Source organism: Gemmatimonadota bacterium, assembly GCA_009692115.1.
GTDB lineage: Bacteria > Gemmatimonadota > Gemmatimonadetes > Gemmatimonadales > GWC2-71-9 > SHZU01.
In genome coordinates this window covers 1-17,908 of record SHZU01000015.1, presented here as the reverse complement: position 1 = coordinate 17,908, position 17,908 = coordinate 1, and the positions used below count along the sequence as shown (strand labels likewise).

Genomic DNA, 17,908 nt, shown 5'->3' with positions numbered 1-17,908 from the left:
AGGGCTCCAGTTCCTTCAGTGGGACAGCAAAGGCTCAACCGCGTCCTTCACGAGCGTGTTCAACCGGTTCCGTTGGACCTCCAACCGTGCCGAGAGGTCCTCGAAGAGGGCGTACATCGAAGCGGTGGGCCTGGCATCGGCGGCGCCGACGGCCCGCGAGAGCGTGCTGAACTTCTCCATCAACCCCGGGGGGCCCCACATCATGGGGTGGGACTCGGACCCCATCCAGATCATCAGCGTACCCTCGATGTCCTTCAATTGCTCCAGAACGCTCTCCGCCCCGGCGGCCCGACGTCCTTCGACCTGCGCTCGGATCGCTCTGATTCGCATCACGACATCGGCCACTACAGGGACCCGATCCCGGATCTTGACCATGAGATCGAACTGGGCTCTGAAATCGGCGTCGCCGGCCTCGACTCTCGGATCCTTCCGAATCTCGAAGGCCTGCTCCTGGGTCTGTCCGCCCACCGAGAGTCGGACGAGGTACCGTCCCGGAGGCGCCACCGGTGGTAAGGGCGGCGAGTGATCGACGCTCTGGAAATCGTTCAATGCCCCGGCGGCCGGGGGCAGCTCGGTACCCGGGTATCGCAGGTTCCAAAGGAAACGGTTCATGCCTGCCGTGGCTGGGGGGCTGGACTGCCGGATGATCGTGCCGCCCGCGTCCATGAGGGTCAGCACCAAGTCACCGGCGGGCTTCTCGGCCAGGTAGTACTCGATCATCACGCCGCTCGGCGGGTTCCTCGCTCTGCCCGAGGGTCCCGTCCCGGTCCCTCCCTGAAGCCGACGAAGCGCGGGGACGACATTGAACAAATGCACCGGGGCCGAGGCAACTTCGGGGGTGATGCCGCGGAGGGCCGAGATGTTGTCCATAATCCAGAAGCCCCGCCCATGGGTGGCCAGCACCAAATCGTTGTCCTTCACGACCATCTGCATCACCATCACCGGCGGCAGGTTGCGCTGCATGGACTGCCAGGAGCTCCCAGCGTTGAAGGACACGTACACGCCGGTTTCCGTTCCCGCGTAGAGGAGACCCGGACGGACCGGGTCCTCCCGGATGACCCACGAGTAGTCGTGGTCCCGAATCCCGTTGGTGATTCGCTGCCAGGTGTTGCCGTAGTCGGTAGTCTTGTAGAAATACGGCGTCCGATCGCTCACCCGGTGCCGTTCTCCGGACAGATAGACCGTCCCCGGCTGGTGGCGGGAAACCTCTATGGCCGTGATCGTGGTCCATTCCGGGAGATCCGGGGGAGAGACGTTCCGCCAATTGCCGCCCCCATCTTGCGAGAGCTGAACGTTGCTGTCGTCGGTGCCCACCCAGAGCTCGCCCCTTTGGAGACGAGACTCGGCAAGGGTCCGGATGACGCTCACATGGAAGAGCGACGACGCATTGGAGCTGATCGGCCCTCCGGACGGCGCGCCCATCACGTCCTGACGGTTTCGCGTCAGGTCGGCGCTGATCCGCTTCCAGGACTGGCCTTCGTCAGTGGATCGAAAGACGTACTGGGCGGCGGTGTAGAGCACGCCGGGATCGTGCGGCGAGAGCAGCACCGGGAACGAGTAATAGAAACGGTACTTCACGTCCTTGAGCGCGGTTCCGAACTCGACTTCGGGCCAGACGCTGATGCTCGGAGCCTGGCCGGTTTTCCGGCTGAAACGCACCGTCCTGGTCCGGTCATTCGCATAGACGACGCTGCCGTCGGGTTTCACCGCGGTCTGCCCGCCCTCGCCGGCCGGAATGACCAGGTAGTGCTCCGACCCGATCGACTCATCGTCGGTGCGGCTAGGAATCGCAATGTGACTGTTGTCGTTCTGAGCGCCGTAGACCCAATAGGGGGCTTGGTCGTCCACGGCCAGACTGAGCAGGTCGGCGGTGGGTTGGTTATTGAGGCTCGACCAGGACTCACCTCCGTTCAACGTCACCGCCGCACCGCCGTCTCCTCCGTCGATCATTCGGCGAGGGTCGTTGGGGTCGATCCACAACGCATGATGGTCCCAGTTCTCCGTCGGTTGATCTTCGAACGTCCGGCCCGCGTCCGTGGACTTGAGGAGACCACTGATCGGCTGGATGTAGACGACGTCGGGATCCCGGGGGTCGGCGGTGATGTGGTTGTAGGAGTTGGGGATCTCCATCTTGCCGGGGTCGTGATGGGTCATCTGCCAGGTGGAGCCGCCGTCGTCAGACCGGTAGATCCCGCCGTCACCCTGGTCGGCCTCGATGAACGCATACACCCGGCTCGACCGCGCCGGTGAGATCGAGAGGCCGATCTTCCCGACCAACCCCTTGGGCATCCCGGGATTGCGGGTGATGTCCGTCCAGCTATCCCCGCCATCCGTGGTCTTGAAGAGGCCCGTGCTGGGTCCGCCACTCTCCTCGTCCCACGGGTACGTCACATGGTGGTTCAGAGCGGCGATGATCACCTTCGGGTTCCTCTGATCGATCGACAGATCCACCGCGCCGGCGGTCTCGCCCCGATTGAGGATCCGTTCCCAGGTCTTCCCTCCGTTCATGGTTCGATAAACGCCCCGCTCCGGGTTGGGGCCGAACATGTCCCCCATGGCCGCCACGTACACGACATCGGGATTGGTCGGATGAATCAGGATCCTGGCGATGTGCCGGGTTTCTCGAAGGCCCACATTGGCCCAGGTGTCTCCTCCGTCGGTGGATTTGTAGACCCCGTCGCCGGGCGAAATGAACTGCCGCTGAAGCCCCTCACCGGTGCCCGCAAAGATCACCTGGGGATCCGAGAGCGACACGTCCAAGGCACCCACGGCAGGAAACCTGAAGAAGCCGTCCGACAGGTTTCGCCAATGCCCGCCGGCATCGGTCGTCTTCCACACGCCGCCGTGAGCCGCCCCGAAGTAGAAAACCAAAGGGTTCTTGGAATCGCCCGCCACCGCAGGGACGCGCCCTCCCCGGTACGGCCCCACGAAACGCCACTCAAGGGCCGAGAGAAAGCCGGCGTCCACACCGCCGCCCGTGGCCATAGCACTGGAGTCGCCGCGGCATCCAACCAAGACGGAGGCGACGACGCTCCCGATCGAGAGCATCCTGAAGTCGATCCGACTTCCAGGTCGAGGAACTGGAGCTTCCGTCATCCAGCCAACCTACCGCCCGACGCGCGAGCGGTCGAGGGGCCGCGACCGGGGTATCCAAGATCCTCCTTGTTCGGTAGACTCCGATTCGATCCGGCGGGTAGGTCCGGCCCCTGCACTGTCTGTTAGCCCACTCTTCGATGGAACCAGCGTGAGCAAACCCGAAGCCGCTAGCCAACTGCACCGGGTCTTGGGCACCGGGGATCTGGTGTTGCTCAACATCGCCGCCATCGTCAGTCTGCGCTGGTTGTCGACGGCGGCGCAAATCGGCCCCTCGAGTTTGGTGCTGTGGGCCATGGGCTTGGTGTTCTTCTTCATCCCCCTGGCCTTCGCGGTCCTCGACCTGAGTGCCCGCGTCCCCGGCGAAGGCGGACTCTACCTCTGGGCCAAGGCCGGCTTTGGCGACGTCCACGGCTTCGTCGCCGGGTGGTCGTACTGGGTGGTCAACGTGGTGTTCTTCCCGTCCGCCCTGTTGTTCAGCGCCGGGGTGTTCCTCCGGGTCGGCGGCGAACGCTGGCTGCCCTATTCGACCAGCGTCGGGTACAACAGCGTCTACTGTCTGACCGTGTTGTGGGCGGCCACGGCCTTGAATATCCTCGGCCTCAAGCGGGGCAAGTGGCTCCCGAACCTTGGCGGAATGGCGGCGTGGACGGTGGCCACCTTAGTGATCGGCGCGGGTGCCGTAGCCTGGTATCGGTTTGGCCCGGCGACGCCCTTCACGGCGGCCAGTCTGATGCCTGATTTCGGCGCCCGGTCGACCTATGCGGCATTCGCGATTGTCGCCGGCGCGTTGCAGGGGCTCGAACTCGGCCCGATCATGGGTGGCGAGATCCGCGATCCGGCGCGGCAACTGCGCCGGGCCGCGGTGATCGCCGGGGTCATCGTCACGATTATCTACATGGCCGGCACGGCTTCGCTGCTGGTGGCGTTGCCGACCGCCACCATCGACGTGATCGCCGGGATTCCGCAAGCTCTTGCCGCCATCGGCGAGCGGATCGGTCTGCCGTTCTTCGGGCCGCTGACGGCGGGATTCCTGGCGCTGGCGAGCGTCGGAAGTTTCGGCGCCTTTCTGGCCGGTACCGCTCGCCTGCCATTCGTGGTGGGGGTGGATCGCTACCTGCCCAAGGCACTCGCGCGACTGCATCCCCGCCACGGCTCGCCCTACGTCGCCCTGCTGACCCAGAGTTCTGCCGCTACCCTGGTCTTCGCGGCGGCGATGTCAGGCGCAACCGTGCGCGACGCCTTCGTCGTGCTGGTCGACATGACCATTATCCTCTCGCTGCTGCCCTTGCTGTACATCTTCGCGGCCTATCCGGTCTTGCGGGAACGAGCCGCGCGGTCGGATCCCAGCGCGTCCTCGTCACGGCTTGGCAAGCTCGGCTGCCGGGTGGCGGGCGCCGTCGGGTTTGCCACGACCTTGATGGGCATCACCTTCTCGATGGTGCCACCCGCCAGCGACCCCAATCCCCGGATGTTCTTGGTCAAGGTGGCGGGCGGCTGCGTGTTCCTGATCGGCATCGGGCTGACGTTGTATTGGCGTGGCCAGAGGACCGGGAATTTAATCAAAGATCGTTAGGCGACAATTCGCTTGAACACGTCGAGGTCGATGTTCCGCCCACAGACCACCGCGACGACTTTCTTCCCCTTGAAGCGCTCTTTCCGCTTGAGCAGACCCCCGACACCCAACGCGCCGGATCCTTCGGACACCAGTCGATGGTGTTCGAACAACAGGCGGATCGACGCTTCAATTTCCTTTTCAGACAGCAGTACGATCTCAGCCACGTGTCGTTGGCAGAGTTCCAGGGTGATACTATCTGGATCCACACTTCCTGCACAGGTGTCCGCCAGGGTCGGGTACATCTCGGTCCTGACGATCCTGTTGGCTCGCATGGACTCGTGCATTACTGGCGAGTTCGCCGGTGACACGCCATAGGCTTCGATCTTGGGGTTGTAGGACTTGAGCCAACCCGCCGAACCGGTCAGCAACCCACCCGAACCGCAGGCAAAGAAGGCCGCGTCCAGATCCGGAAGTTGCTGCGAGATCTCGTAGCCGCAGGTACCCTGACCGCCCACCACCAGCGGATCGTTGTAGGGCGACACATAAATCTTGCCCTCCTCCTCGCCCACCCGGCGGGCCTCTTCCTCAGCATCCCATGCAAGGTCGCCAAAAATGACCAAGTCGAGGCCAGCGGACCTTAGGATATTCAGGCGCGACTCGTCCATGTCGCGGGCAACGTAGATCGTGGCCCGGCGGCCCCGCTGGCGCATCGCCTCGGCGACCGCGAGCGCGTAGTTGCCGGTCGAGGTCGACACGACCCCCTGGTCGAGTTCCGCTTCCGTGAGTGACAGAATCTTGTTGATCGCCCCGCGATATTTGAAGGAGCCGGTCTTCTGCACCAAATCCAACTTGAGCCACACCTCAGCTTCGATCTGGTCGCTCAGGTAACCAGAAAACTCGAGCGGTGTGGGCGAGAGATAGGCCTTGGTCCTCTCGTACGCCTGTTGTACCAGTGTCGGTACGTCCAGCTGGTCCCGCTGTTCAACCGCCACGTGAGTCTCCCTTGCTGTAAGCGCTGGTAACCATCTTGGCAATTTGAATATCCTGGATCGCAATACCCGTCAGGTCTGCCACTGTAATCTGCTCGTCGTTGGTTCGACCCAGGGCCGGGTTCTTGATGACGTTGCCCAATTCGAGAATTGAGTCGGCTCGGATGCTGCCGTGCTTCACGGCATGAAAGCACTCCCCGTGATCGACGCATTGGGCAATGCTGTCTGCCACCACCCGATCCGCCTTCCCGAGCAGCGCGGCCTCCAATTCCTGCTTGCCGTGGTCATCCGAACCCATGGCCGTGATATGGGTACCCGCCTGGACCTGGTCCGCCCGAATCAGCGCCTCCCTGGCCGACGTCGTGGTCACGATGAGCCGGCACTCTGACGCCAGTTCCCCGATATCAGACGCCGCTTTGATCTTAAGACCCCAGTCCTGAATCGAGGCGTCGGCGTTGAGGTCCTCGATCATCGCCTGGACTTTGGCTGTGTCTCGACCCCAAACAAAACAGCTGCGACAGTCGACCACAGTCCTCAACAGCGTGAGTTGCATCCGCGCTTGCACCCCGGTGCCGACGATGCCGATGTGACGGACATTTTTGGGGGCCAGATAGCGGGCGGCAACCGCACCGGCCGCCGCGGTGCGCATGTCGGTGAGCCAACATTCATCATGGAGCAACATCTTCAAGTGCCCGGTCTGCTGGCTGAAAACCAGAATGACGCCGTCGGTCACCGGCACACCCAGCTTCGCGTTGTCATAGAAGCCAGACGCCATTTTCAAGACATAAATGTCGTCGCCTCGCACGTAGCCATATTTGATATGCACATCGCCTGGGGGCTGATCAAAATGCAAAAAGCCAACCGGTGGCACGACGACCTTGCCGTCGGAGTAGAGAACGAAGCCGTCTTCGATCGCCTGGATCAGTGGTGGGGTCGTGATCAACCGCTTGATCGCTTCCAGTCCGAATACCATAGTCATCGCAGCAGGCCTCTTCTCATCTAATGGGTGTGCGCAACGGCGTTGCTAACGGCCGGCGGTCGTGCCGCCGTCAATGGCGAGAGCGATGCCCGTAATGAACCGCGCTTGGGATGACGCCAAGTAGAGGACCGCGTGGGCGATCTCTTCAGGAGACCCGATCCGTTTGAGCGGGGCATAGTCGACCATCTTCTGCCAGGCCGCGGCGGGGTCGGCCTTGGCCTTGTTGCTCTTGCGAATCATGTCGGTGTCGACGTAACCCGGGCAGACGCAATTGACCCGCACGTCCGGGGCGATTTCCAATGCCATCGCCCGCGACATGTTCACCACGCCGCCCTTGGTGCCGCAGTAAACGGTAATGCCCGGCACCCCCATCAAACCGGCGTCCGACGCAATATTGACGATATTCCCATTGGCCTGGCGCAAGGCGGGGATCGCGGCGCGACAGCAGAAGAACAACCCCTTGAGATTGACATCGGCGTGCGCGTCCCACATCGCCTCGTCACACGCCGCAATCGGCCGGCCCGCGCCGACCCCAGCGTTGTTCACCAAAACGTCGAGGCCCCCGAACGCCGTGATCGCCGTCTCGACCACCGACTCGCAACCGGCAACGGTGCCGATGTTTCCAGGCGCCGCGACGGTGTGTTCCGGAGCGGCCAGGCTTGCCATGGCCGCAGCCACAGACTGTTTCGAGGTGCCGTTGATTGCGACCCGAGCACCCGCGTCGAGAAATGCCTTGGCAATGGCAAGGCCGATACCACGGCTGCTCCCCGTGACCAGGACACGCTGGTTCGTGAAATCCAAGGTTGTTGCCTCAGGCGTGGGAGTCTGGTTGCGACTCCAACGTACGCCGCCGCGGGCACGACGTCCACCCCCGTCGCGTTCATGGACAGGAGCATCACCGCCACCAGCCCCCGCTCGAGCCGTGTGGTAGCACCACTGGCCCGGACTAGCACAACGGTCAACGCGCCAAGCATCACCACCGTCGTGGCCGCCCACACCCATCGCGCCTGAGCAAACTCCAGCCAACCGAGGAATGGATAGAGGATGACGAAGGTGGCGGGAGGATGGGGCGTGAGGGTTGATCCGGTGTACACCAAATGCCCCTCGAACCACGCCCGGGTTTGGTGGTTGAGGATGCGCAAGTCAATTGCGCCGGTCGGGCTCATGTCAAAGAGCAGTCGCCAGAACTCAGTACCGAGCTTGAGGGCGGCGTAGAGGCTGAGGAGCGCAACGGAGGCTCGGAGAATGATCGTGCGATGGGTGTTCCAGATCGGGCGGATTGCGCCGGCCCAATGCTCAAGCGGGTTCATTGGCGCCCCCCCCTCAGGCGTTGCTTCGCACCTATTCAAATCTAGTAAGTCGGCGCCATGAGCGGCCCCGGTAGCGGTCCGCGGGGTCCGGTTCCGCCTGGCGCGGGATTACCTTCCCCCATGCACTTCCGCTTCACCACCGCTGGGGAATCGCACGGCAAAGCCCTCGTCGCCCTCGTCGAAGGCGTCCCCGCCGGCCTCCCCCTCGACGCACCCTGGGTCAACCTCGAGCTCGCCCGCCGGATGCAGGGCTACGGCCGCGGCGCCCGGATGAAGATCGAACACGACCAAATCCAATTCCTCTCGGGCGTCCGCGCCGGCACCACCCTCGGCTCCCCGATCGCCATGCTGATCGAGAACCGGGATTGGGCCAACTGGGCCGACATCATGGCCCCCGAAGCCACCGACCAACCTCGCCGCCGCCAAGTCACCCGGCCAAGGCCCGGCCACGCCGACTTGGTCGGCGTCCTCAAATACGACCGCCAAGACGCTCGCGACATCCTGGAACGGGCCAGCGCCCGCGAAACCGCCGCCCGGGTCGCGGCCGGGGCCGTCGCCAAACGGCTCCTCGACGCCTGCGCCATTGCCATCGGAAGCCACGTCGTGTCGCTCGGCGGAATCCGGGTCACCGCCCCGAATCCGCTGCCACGCCCGCTCAACGCGACGTCCGATGCCTCGCCGGTCCGGGTCCTCGACCCCGCCTCCGAGGCCGCCATCATCGCCCGGATCGACCAAGCCAAGCAGGACGGCGACACGTTAGGCGGCGAGATCGACGTCGTCGCCGACGGTCTCCCACTCGGACTCGGCAGTCATGTCTCTTGGGACCGAAAACTCGACGGCCGCCTGGCCGGGATGCTGATGTCGATTCCGGCGGTCAAAGGCGTGGAAATCGGACTCGGCTTCGAGGCCGCCCGCCGCCCTGGGTCGGCGGTCCACGATCCGATCGATCCGAGTGCTAAATCCGGATTTGCGCGCCGGAGCAACAACGCCGGGGGCCTCGAAGGGGGGATGACCACGGGCGAGCCACTCGTCGTTCGGGTCGCCATGAAGCCGATCGCCACCCTGATGACTCCGCTCGCCACGGTCGACTTGAAGACCGGACAGGCCGCCCAAGCCCAAAGCGAACGGTCCGATGTGACCGCGGTGCCGGCTATGGGCGTCATCGCCGAAGCGCTGGTGGCCATCGTGCTCGCCGACGCCATGCTCGAGAAATTCGGGGGCGACTCGATCTCCGAATTCACCCGGAATCTCGACGGCTATCGCGAAGCCATCCGCCACCGCGCCACCACCCTCGGCGCCTAATGCCCCGACATCTTATCCTGATCGGCTTGCCCGGCGTCGGCAAAACGACCATCGGCCACCTGGTGGCCGACCAGCTTGATACCCATTGTACCGATATCGACCCGATCATCGAACGAGCCACCGGGATGACGATTGCCGAATTGTTTGGGGAGGAGGGCGAAGCCACCTTCCGGGCCCGGGAGCACTTGGCCGTGCTCCAATCGTTAGGCCTGCCGCCCCATGTAGTTACCCCAGGCGGTGGCTGGGCGGTCCAACCGGGGAACTTGGACGAGGTGGCGGATCGGGCCTGGGTGATCCATCTCGCCGTCGACCCCGCCGTGGCGGCTGCCCGACTGGGGGCCGAGGCCCGCCTCCGTCCGCTCCTGGCCGCCGACCCAGTCCGCCGGCTTGAGACCCTCGCGACGGAGCGGGCCCCCTGGTACCGGAAGGCCCATGCGACGGTGGACGTCTCCCAACAAACCGCCCAAGCCGCCGCTGCCGCCGTCCTCGAACTCGCCCGCACCCAAGCCGATTGGCCGTAACGCCGAGTGCCGAGTGCCGAGTCCCGAGTGCCGAGCCAGTCTACCGAACCATGCTGACCGCGCCCACCATCGACCAGGTACTCGACGGGTCGGTGCACGTGGTCGACACCCGATTCTCCACCCTTCTGATATTGAGTGCGCTTGGCCCCGTCATCGTGATCAGCCAGCTCACCTCCAGCCGCAGCAGGTCGGGACCGTAACAGTAAATCTGCCCGTCATTGGTTACTTGGTCGAACGGACGATTCACTCGGCCGGTTCCAGGCCCCCGCGCGATAGGGATAATTCGCCAGGGTGATATACGCCGTTTCGTTGCCCGCGACCGGCGAGGTTTCCGTTGGCAACGCCCAGACACCTTTGAGCGTCCCGGCAACATCAACCTTCATGGTGCCGCACCGCGGTTCACCGGCGGCCACGGTGCCCGGGCGACTCGGGTCGGACAGCTTGCTGAACAACTGGGCCTGAACTGACGCTTCAAATTTGTCCCAGGCGCAGACGGCATTGCGGGACGGATCTGGATGGCGCCAGTCGGCCACGTACCCGTTGGTGACCCTGGTGTCGAGGAGTCCGAAGTCGAGTCCCATCAGCCCCAACGCCTTCGACAGGCCACTGGTCCCCAAGGCCTGGCCCGCCGCAGCCCAATGATTTGGATTGGACCGGGCGCGCGAACGGCCGCCCCTTCGGTCGCGAGGTAGAATCCGGCGTGAGCAGTGGGCAAGGTATGGCCCGGAGCACCCAATCCGCCCACCACGACGATCCTCTCGATATCCGACAGGGCCACCGGACTGACCGTGAAATACGGCGTCGCCGAGCAGGTTGCGGCGGCTGGCCCCACCAGGTTGATGCTGCCACATGCCGCCAGGCCCGCCACGGTCACCGATGCAAATGTCGCTAGGACGTAGGCTTTCATGTCGTGGTCGGCCTGCACGTCGCATGCCCCGCCCGGACGTTTACTGAAGGGGATGTAGTTCGATGCCGGCCTTCAAGGCCGCCGTATTCAAGCGTTGGTCGTAGCTCGCCAAACGGATTCGCTGGCCCTGTCGGACCAGGAAGTCCATCGAGGCCAAGTGGAGTCCGTCGAGGGTGCGGACCGGAGCGGGGAAGGCCTCGGTAGCCCGAGTCAAAACCGGCCGAAGGAACTCCACGAACGCCAGCCGCCCGAGTAACACCTCGGCGGCCGCCCGATGGGACGATCCGAGCCCCCGGCTGTGGAGTCGGTTCCAGACCTCGTATTCGAGTAACCGGCTGCTGATGAGCGGTTCGTTCCAGATCGACTCCGGCGGCCGCCGATCCTCTGCCATGAGATGGGCCAGCGCCACCGAGGTGTCGAGGTAGATCACCGGTTGCCGCGGTCTAAGTCAAGCTCGGACAGAATCGTGGCCAGGGGCGCCACCGGAGGCCCGGCCGCCGGAGCCGGGCCGACGATCAGGGGTGCCGTGACCCAGCCCTTTCGGACCGCGTCAGCCAACAATGCGTCGGGTGCCATGTCGCTCCTTCCAGCCCGGGGCGGGATGAGTTCGGCGACGACCCGCTCCCGGTCGGTAACCAGGACCACTTCGCCGGCCGCAACGAGGCGGACGTATTCCGCCAGTTTGTTCTTCAGGGTCTTCAGGCCAACCGCTAGCATGACTCTAAGGTAGCTTCTAGAAGCTACCTTGTCAATCTCCGGAACCGCCGTTTGGTATGTCATGGCGCCTAAGGTAAGGCTTCCAGTTCGACGCGACGTAACCACAAATCCACCAATTGAACCATTCCGCCGCAGGTCCCTCGACCCGGCCAACCGGATGCCCGCGAGGATGAGGGATCGAGGCCCGGGATTACCTTATACGTCATGACACCCGGTCCTCGGCACTCGGCGCTCGGCACTCGGCACTCGGCCACGGTGGTGGGGGGTGGGTTGGCGGGGGCGGAGGCGGCGTGGGCGCTGGCGGAGCGGGGGGTGGAGGTGACACTGCTCGAGATGCGGCCTGCGGTTCCGACGGCGGCGCATCAGACTGGACGGCTCGCGGAATTGGTCTGTAGCAACTCGTTTAAGTCGGTGGAGACGGCCAACGCGCACGGGTTGCTCAAGGCGGAGCTTCGCTCGCTCGGGAGCATCCTCCTCACCGCGGCCGATCAGGCTCGGGTGCCGGGGGGAAGCGCGCTGGTGGTGGATCGGGAGGTCTTTTCCCAAACCATCGACGACCAGATCCGGAGCCATCCCAACATCCGGGTCGTGGCCGAGGAGGCGACGGAGCTGCCCCGGCCCGGCATCGTCGCCACCGGGCCGCTCACCTCCGAGAAGTTGGCCGTCGCCATTGCCGCCGAGCTCGGCCAAGAGTCACTGGCGTTCTATGACGCGATTGCCCCGATCGTCTCGGCCGAGAGCCTCGACCAATCGATCCTCTATGCCATGTCCCGCTACGGCAAGGGTGACGGCGACGACTATCTCAACGCGCCGATGACCAAGCCGGAGTACGAGGCTTTCCTGAAGGCGTTAGGCGAGGCCGACCAGTTCACGGCCCACGAGTTCGACAAAGTCCCCTACTTCGAAGGCTGCCTCCCGGTCGAGGAAATGGCCCGGCGCGGGGTCGAAACCCTCCGGTTCGGTCCGATGAAGCCGGTCGGGCTCCCCGATCCCCGGACCGGCCGGATTCCCCACGCCGTCGTCCAGCTCCGCCGGGAAGACAAGGCGGCGCAGATGTGGAACTTGGTCGGGTTCCAGACCCGGCTCCGGATCCCCGAACAGCAGCGGGTGTTCCGGATGATCCCGGGCCTGGCCGCCGCCGAGTTCTTCCGGTTCGGGAGCATTCACCGGAACTCCTATATCAATAGCCCCGCGGCGCTGGGGCCGGGGCTCACCCGGGGCACCACGTTCTTTGCCGGCCAGCTGACCGGGGTCGAGGGTTACACCGAATCGTTAGGCACCGGCATCCTGGCCGGGATCAACCTCCACCGGGCCCTGACCGGGCGGCCCCCGGTGATACCCCCGCCGACCACGATGCTCGGCGCCTTGTACCGGTACCTCGCCGAGGCGGATCCGAAGCACTTCCAGCCGATGAACGCCAACTTCGGCTTGGTCGAGCCGCTGCCGGATGGGACGCCCAAGCACGAACGCCGGGCCAAATTGGTGGAACGCGCCGAGCGCGATTTCGCGACCTGGCGGGCCTCGCTGTGACCGCACCCGCGGCGTTCCTCGAGGAATATCTGGAGCACCTGACCAAGGAGCGCGACCAGTCGCCCCACACGGTCAAGGCGTACCGGCGCGACCTCACGGCCTTCATCGCCTTTGCCGACGAGTACTACGGCGGTGGCTGGACCTGGACCTCGCTCGACCGGCTCGGCCTCCGGGGCTTTCTCGGCGAGTTCGACCGCCGGAAGTTGACCCGGCGCTCGGCGGCCCGGGCCCTCTCGGCCCTCCGGTCGTTTTATCGGTTCCTCCAAGTGAACCACGGGATCACCAACGGCGTGGCCCGGGCCGCCCGGGTGCCGAAGATCGAAAAGCGCCTCCCGACCCACCTCCGGAAGGAAGAGACCGAGGCCCTGTTCGCCAGTGTCGCCAAGGCCGCGACCACCGGCGAGTTCATCCCGGTGCGCGACGGCGCCATGATCGAGTTATTCTATTCGAGCGGGCTTCGGCTCTCGGAGTTGGCCGGCGCCGACGTGGCCGACCTCGACCTGCTCTCGAACCAGATCCGGGTCCGGGGCAAAGGCCGCAAAGAGCGAATCGTCCCGGTGGGCCGGAAGGCCGAGCAGGCCCTCCGGACCTATCTCGAGGCCCGGGAGGTCGTGGTCCGGGCCAAGTCGGGCGAAAAGCGACCGTTGTTCGTGTCGCCCAAGGGCCGGCGGTTGTCGCCCCGGAGCGTCCAGCGCCGGATCCATGGGCTCTACCGGGGGGCGGGAATCGAGGGCCAGCGCGTTCACTCGCTTCGGCATACCTTTGCGACCCATCTGATGGACGCCGGGGCCGATCTCCGGGCGGTGCAGGAGCTGCTGGGTCATGCCTCGCTCTCGACCACCCAGATCTACACCCACACCAGCGTCCAGCGGCTCAAGGACGTTTACAAACAAGCCCACCCTCGGGCGGGCTAGGAGTCGGTTATGGCGTTTCACGGCACTACCATTCTCTGCGTCCGCAAAGACGGGCGCGTGGCGTTAGGCGGCGACGGCCAAGTCACCATGGGCGACACGGTCATGAAGGCCACCGCCAACAAGATCCGGGCTCTCAAGGGCGGCCGGGTCCTGGCCGGATTTGCCGGCTCGGTGGCCGACGCCGTCACCTTGCTCGAAAAATTCGAGGAAAAGCTCGATCGCTACCCCGGCAACCTGGGCCGGGCGTCGGTGGAATTGGCCAAGGATTGGCGGAGCGACCGGGTCCTCCGGCGGCTCGAAGCGATGCTGGTCGTGGCCGATATTGACCGGAGCTATCTGGTGAGCGGGTCGGGCGAGTTGTTCGAGCCGGACGATGGCGTGCTGGCCGTCGGGTCGGGTGGCAACTATGCGTTGGCCGCGGCCCGGGCGTTGATGCCCGATCCAACCCTGACGTCCAAGGCCATCGTCCAGCGATCACTCGAGATCGCGGCCGATATTTGTGTCTTCACCAACAAGAAGCTCTCGATCCTCGAATTGCCGGCCTGATGGCTGAGAAACCCGCCCCGCCGCCGGCCGATCCGGACGCGCCTCCGGTTCAGCCCTGGCTCGAGGAAATGCCCCCCCGCCAGATCGTGGCGGAGCTCGACCGGTACATCGTCGGCCAGGACGCCGCCAAACGGGCCATTGCCATTGCGGTCAGGAACCGGTGGCGGCGGAGTCAGGCGCCCGAGTCGATTCGGGATGAGATCACCCCGTCCAACATCATCCTGATCGGCCCGACCGGTGTTGGGAAGACCGAAATCGCCCGCCGGCTGGCCCGGTTGGCCGGGGCGCCGTTCATCAAGGTCGAGGCCTCGAAGTTCACCGAGGTCGGCTACGTTGGCCGCGACGTCGAAACCATGGTCCGCGACCTGGTCGACGCCGCGCTCAGTCTGGTGCGGACCGAACGCGAGGATGAGGTCTACGATCAGGCCGAGCAGAAGGCCGACGAGAAATTGCTCGACTTGCTGCTGCCGCCGGTTCCGCCGTCGACGCCGTCATCCAAGCCCCCCGCCGACTCGCCCGGGGTGTTTGTCGTGACGCCCGGCGGCACGGTGTCGAAGGAGCAGCAGGACGCCGAGGCCGACCGGCGGCTCCGGTCTCGCGAGAAGCTGAAGCAGATGCTGGCCGACGGGAGCCTCGACGAACGGGAAGTGGACGTCGAGGTTCAGGCCCAGAACTTTGCGCCGATGGACTTCATGCCCCAGCCGCCACAGGGCATGGAAGGCGCTGACGTCAACTGGGGCGAGTGGCTCCAGGAAATGATGCCGAAGCGGAAAAAGCGCCGCACGGTCAAAGTGCCCGAGGCCCGCCGGATCCTGATCGACGACGAGCTCCGCCGGATGGTGGACATGGACGATGTGGTCAGCGAGGCCCTCGACCGGGTCGAGAACCACGGCATCCTGTTCATCGACGAAATCGACAAGATTGCCGGCGAGAAGTCCCAGTCGGGCGGACCGGACATTTCCCGCGAGGGAGTGCAACGGGACCTGCTGCCGATCGTTGAGGGGTCTACGGTCCAAACTCGGTACGGCTATGTCCGAACCGACCATATCCTATTCATTGCGGCCGGGGCGTTCCATGTTTCGAAGCCGTCGGACCTGATTCCGGAGCTTCAGGGCCGGTTTCCGATCCGGGTCGAGCTGACCCCGCTCACCGAGGCTGACTTCATCCGGATCATGAAGGAGCCGGAGAACGCGCTGACCAAACAGTATCAGGCCCTGGTCGGGGCGGAGGGGGCCGAGTTGGTCTTTACCGATGACGGGATTGCCGAGCTGGCCCGGATCGCGGCCCATGCCAACGAGCGGATGGAGAACATCGGCGCCCGGCGGCTCCATACCGTCATGGCCACGTTGATGGACGAGGCGTTGTTCGAGTTGCCGAATTTCGAGAAGCGGATTGTGATCGATGCGGCCGTAGTCCGGGACCGCCTGGCGAAGATCGTTTCGGACGACGATCTCCGGAAGTACATTCTCTAGGGCCGGGTTTTGATCCGGAGGATGAAGAAGACGAGCGCGGCCCCGATCAGGATGTGAAGGACCCGGACCCAGACCAGCGGGATGATCCAAAGGGTCAGGGCAAACGTGACCCCGATCATCGCGAGGGCAAGGCGTTTCGCGCGGACGGTCATGCTCCGGTGCTCGCGCCAGTCCCGGACGATCGGACCGAAGGTTGGGTGGGACATCAGGCGGTGGTAGAACCGGGTGGAAGCCCGGGCGTAGCACGATGCGGCCAGAATCAGAAATACCGTGGTGGGCAGGAGCGGCACGAAGGCACCGACAATCCCGAGGGCCAGGAACGAGTGGCCGGCGGCAAGGTAGGCCCATCGGGCCCCTCGGGATGATGCCAGTGCCAATTGCTCGTCCGCCACGTTCGATCCTCGTTAGCTGTTCCGTCGGTCCAGTATAATCGTTCGCCCCCGGGCCCCAAAGGAGCCTTGCCTCATGCCGAAAACCCTGTTTGCACTCGCCGCCGTTGCCTTGTCCTCGACCGCCATGGCCGCCGCCCAGCGGTCGCCCCAGGTGGCCCAATTCGTGGCCGTCGATGCCCCCATCGTCGCGATTACCAACGTCCGGGTCATCGACGGCGTCGGTGGCGCGCCGGTCGAAGGCCGGACGGTGGTGATTTCAGGGGGCAAGATTGCCTCGATCGGGACCGGCGCCGCACCGGCCGGGGCCCGGATCATCGACGGCACCGGCAAGTCGCTGCTGCCCGGGATGGTCGGCCTCCACGACCACAGCTACTACACCACCTCAGGCCGGGCGGTCCAGTCGAGCTTCTCGGCGCCACTGCTGTACCTGGCCAGCGGGGTCACCACGATCCGGACCACCGGCGCCAATAACCCGTACGCCGAGCTCAATCTCCGGCGCGCCATTGAGGGCGGCCAGTTTCCCGGTCCCCGGTTGTTCATCACCGGGCCCTATCTGACCGGCCCAGGGAACGGACTCGGCAGCACGATGGTCGGGCTCAAGGACGAGGACGAAGCTCGCCGTGTCGTGGCCTATTGGGCCCAAGAAGGCGTGTCCTGGCTCAAGTTCTATACTGGCGTCAGCCGGGCCGCTATGAAAGCGGCCATCGACGAGGGCCACAAGCGCGGGATCAAGTTCACGGGCCACCTCTGCTCCGTGCCCTATCGCGAAGCCGTGGCACTCGGCATGGACGCGCTTGAACACGGGCTTTTCGCCAACTCCGACTACGACAAGACCCGCACCCCCGACCAGTGCTCGCCGAACATGATGCAGAGCTATGTCGGCCTCGATGTGAACGGGCCCGAAGTCATGGCCACCTTCAAGGACATGATCGGCCGGAACGTGGCCCTGACCTCGACGTTGGTGGTGTATGAACTGTTCGTGGCCAACCGCCCGCCGCTCGAACAACGGGTCCTCGACGCCATGTCGCCCGACGCCCGGACCGAGTACCTGACCTCCCGGGCCCGGATTGCCGAGAGCAACGGCGGGATTCCGCTCGAGATCTTCAAGACCGGTATGAAATACGAGTTGGCATTTGCGCGGGCCGGCGGACTGCTCGGCTCCGGCGTCGACCCGACCGGCAACGGCGGGGCCTTGTTCGGCTACGGCAACCAGCGGAACCTCGAGCTCTTGGTCGAGGCCGGCTTTACCCCGCTCGAGGCCATTCAAATCGGTTCCTCGAACGGCGCCAAGGCGTTAGGTATTTTCGACCAGACCGGCTCGGTGGCCGTCGGCAAGGTGGCCGATCTGGTGTTGGTGACCGGCAATCCCGCGACCCGGATCGCCGACATCAAGAACGTCGAACTCGTCTTCCGCGAGGGCCTCGGGTTCGACCCCGTCAAGATGATCGCGGCGGTGCGGGGGCAGATCGGGGCCCGGTGAGCTACCAGACCCTCCTGCTCGAGCGGCAGGGTCACGTCGTCCGGCTCCGGCTCAACCGGCCAGACAAACGGAATGCCCAGTCGCTCGAGATGTGGCGGGAGCTCAAGGCCGTCGGGGTGGCCCTCGAGGACGATCCGGAGGTTCGGGTCGTCGTCGTCTCGGGTGAGGGCCATTCGTTTTCCGCCGGCATCGATCTGA

Annotated in this window: 17 protein-coding genes; 9 read left to right on the top strand and 8 right to left on the bottom strand. The window is 65.0% G+C overall.

Features of this window, described 5'->3' with window-relative positions; all coding sequences use genetic code 11:
- Nucleotides 1-15: 15 nt before the first annotated feature.
- Entirely contained in the window at nucleotides 16-3,096 is a 3,081-nt protein-coding gene (locus EXR94_14030; protein ID MSR03834.1) for a glycosyl hydrolase, read from the bottom strand.
- Between EXR94_14030 and EXR94_14025 the strand changes: the two genes are divergently transcribed.
- Nucleotides 2,879-4,669, top strand: coding sequence for an APC family permease (locus tag EXR94_14025; protein ID MSR03833.1), 1,791 nt, complete (start codon nucleotides 2,879-2,881; stop codon nucleotides 4,667-4,669). The two genes, EXR94_14030 and EXR94_14025, sit on opposite strands and share 218 nt — an antisense overlap.
- Here EXR94_14025 and EXR94_14020 read toward each other — a convergent pair.
- From EXR94_14020 to EXR94_14010, 3 genes are read right to left on the bottom strand one after another with little or no spacing between them, the layout of a single operon-like run.
- Nucleotides 4,666-5,706, bottom strand: a complete 1,041-nt coding sequence (locus EXR94_14020) for a pyridoxal-phosphate dependent enzyme (GenBank protein MSR03832.1) — start codon at nucleotides 5,704-5,706, stop codon at nucleotides 4,666-4,668. The genes EXR94_14025 and EXR94_14020 overlap by 4 nt on opposite strands.
- On the bottom strand, nucleotides 5,633-6,619 hold the full coding sequence (locus tag EXR94_14015; GenBank protein MSR03831.1) for an ornithine cyclodeaminase family protein: 987 nt from the start codon (nucleotides 6,617-6,619) through the stop codon (nucleotides 5,633-5,635). The genes EXR94_14020 and EXR94_14015 overlap by 74 nt, the downstream gene beginning before the upstream one ends.
- 45 nt (nucleotides 6,620-6,664) lie before the next feature.
- Nucleotides 6,665-7,420: an SDR family oxidoreductase gene (locus EXR94_14010; protein MSR03830.1), complete on the bottom strand. Its 756-nt coding sequence runs from the start codon at nucleotides 7,418-7,420 to the stop codon at nucleotides 6,665-6,667.
- 629 nt (nucleotides 7,421-8,049) lie between these two features.
- Between EXR94_14010 and EXR94_14005 the strand changes: the two genes are divergently transcribed.
- Together EXR94_14005 and EXR94_14000 are read left to right on the top strand one after the other, a co-directional pair.
- On the top strand, nucleotides 8,050-9,231 hold the full coding sequence (locus EXR94_14005) for a chorismate synthase (GenBank protein MSR03829.1): 1,182 nt from the start codon (nucleotides 8,050-8,052) through the stop codon (nucleotides 9,229-9,231).
- A complete protein-coding gene (locus EXR94_14000; GenBank protein MSR03828.1) occupies nucleotides 9,231-9,752 on the top strand; it encodes a shikimate kinase in 522 nt (173 codons plus the stop codon). The genes EXR94_14005 and EXR94_14000 overlap by 1 nt, the downstream gene beginning before the upstream one ends.
- Before the next feature lie 215 nt (nucleotides 9,753-9,967).
- Here EXR94_14000 and EXR94_13995 read toward each other — a convergent pair whose 3' ends face one another.
- The 3 genes from EXR94_13995 to EXR94_13985 form a co-directional block, all read right to left on the bottom strand.
- Nucleotides 9,968-10,333 (bottom strand): hypothetical protein, encoded by a 366-nt coding sequence (locus EXR94_13995; GenBank protein MSR03827.1) that lies wholly within the window; start codon nucleotides 10,331-10,333, stop codon nucleotides 9,968-9,970.
- A gap of 366 nt (nucleotides 10,334-10,699) precedes the next feature.
- Nucleotides 10,700-11,089, bottom strand: coding sequence for a PIN domain-containing protein (locus EXR94_13990; GenBank protein MSR03826.1), 390 nt, complete (start codon nucleotides 11,087-11,089; stop codon nucleotides 10,700-10,702).
- Nucleotides 11,086-11,376: a type II toxin-antitoxin system prevent-host-death family antitoxin gene (locus tag EXR94_13985; protein ID MSR03825.1), complete on the bottom strand. Its 291-nt coding sequence runs from the start codon at nucleotides 11,374-11,376 to the stop codon at nucleotides 11,086-11,088. Before EXR94_13985 ends, EXR94_13990 begins: the two co-directional genes overlap by 4 nt.
- 204 nt (nucleotides 11,377-11,580) lie before the next feature.
- On the opposite strand from EXR94_13985, the gene EXR94_13980 reads away from it, so the two are divergent.
- From EXR94_13980 to hslU, 4 genes are all read left to right on the top strand, one after another.
- Nucleotides 11,581-12,906, top strand: coding sequence for a methylenetetrahydrofolate--tRNA-(uracil(54)-C(5))-methyltransferase (FADH(2)-oxidizing) TrmFO (locus EXR94_13980; protein ID MSR03824.1), 1,326 nt, complete (start codon nucleotides 11,581-11,583; stop codon nucleotides 12,904-12,906).
- Nucleotides 12,903-13,820: a tyrosine recombinase XerC gene (locus EXR94_13975; protein MSR03823.1), complete on the top strand. Its 918-nt coding sequence runs from the start codon at nucleotides 12,903-12,905 to the stop codon at nucleotides 13,818-13,820. Before EXR94_13980 ends, EXR94_13975 begins: the two co-directional genes overlap by 4 nt.
- Nucleotides 13,821-13,829: 9 nt before the next feature.
- Entirely contained in the window at nucleotides 13,830-14,366 is a 537-nt protein-coding gene (gene hslV / locus EXR94_13970) for an ATP-dependent protease subunit HslV (GenBank protein ID MSR03822.1), read from the top strand.
- A 68-nt stretch (nucleotides 14,367-14,434) separates the two neighbouring features.
- Entirely contained in the window at nucleotides 14,435-15,838 is a 1,404-nt protein-coding gene (gene hslU, locus EXR94_13965) for an ATP-dependent protease ATPase subunit HslU (protein MSR03821.1), read from the top strand.
- On the opposite strand, the gene EXR94_13960 is transcribed toward hslU, so the two are convergent.
- Nucleotides 15,835-16,230, bottom strand: a complete 396-nt coding sequence (locus EXR94_13960; protein MSR03820.1) for a DUF454 domain-containing protein — start codon at nucleotides 16,228-16,230, stop codon at nucleotides 15,835-15,837. The two genes, hslU and EXR94_13960, sit on opposite strands and share 4 nt — an antisense overlap.
- Nucleotides 16,231-16,303: 73 nt before the next feature.
- Here EXR94_13960 and EXR94_13955 point away from each other — a divergent pair, with 73 nt between their 5' ends.
- Together EXR94_13955 and EXR94_13950 are read left to right on the top strand one after the other, a co-directional pair.
- The gene (locus tag EXR94_13955) at nucleotides 16,304-17,710 is read left to right on the top strand and encodes an amidohydrolase (GenBank protein MSR03819.1); all 1,407 of its coding nucleotides are present in this window, start codon (nucleotides 16,304-16,306) and stop codon (nucleotides 17,708-17,710) included.
- Nucleotides 17,707-17,908, top strand: a 202-nt coding sequence (locus EXR94_13950) for an enoyl-CoA hydratase/isomerase family protein (GenBank protein MSR03818.1), incomplete at its 3' end; no start/stop codon positions are given. The genes EXR94_13955 and EXR94_13950, both read left to right, overlap by 4 nt.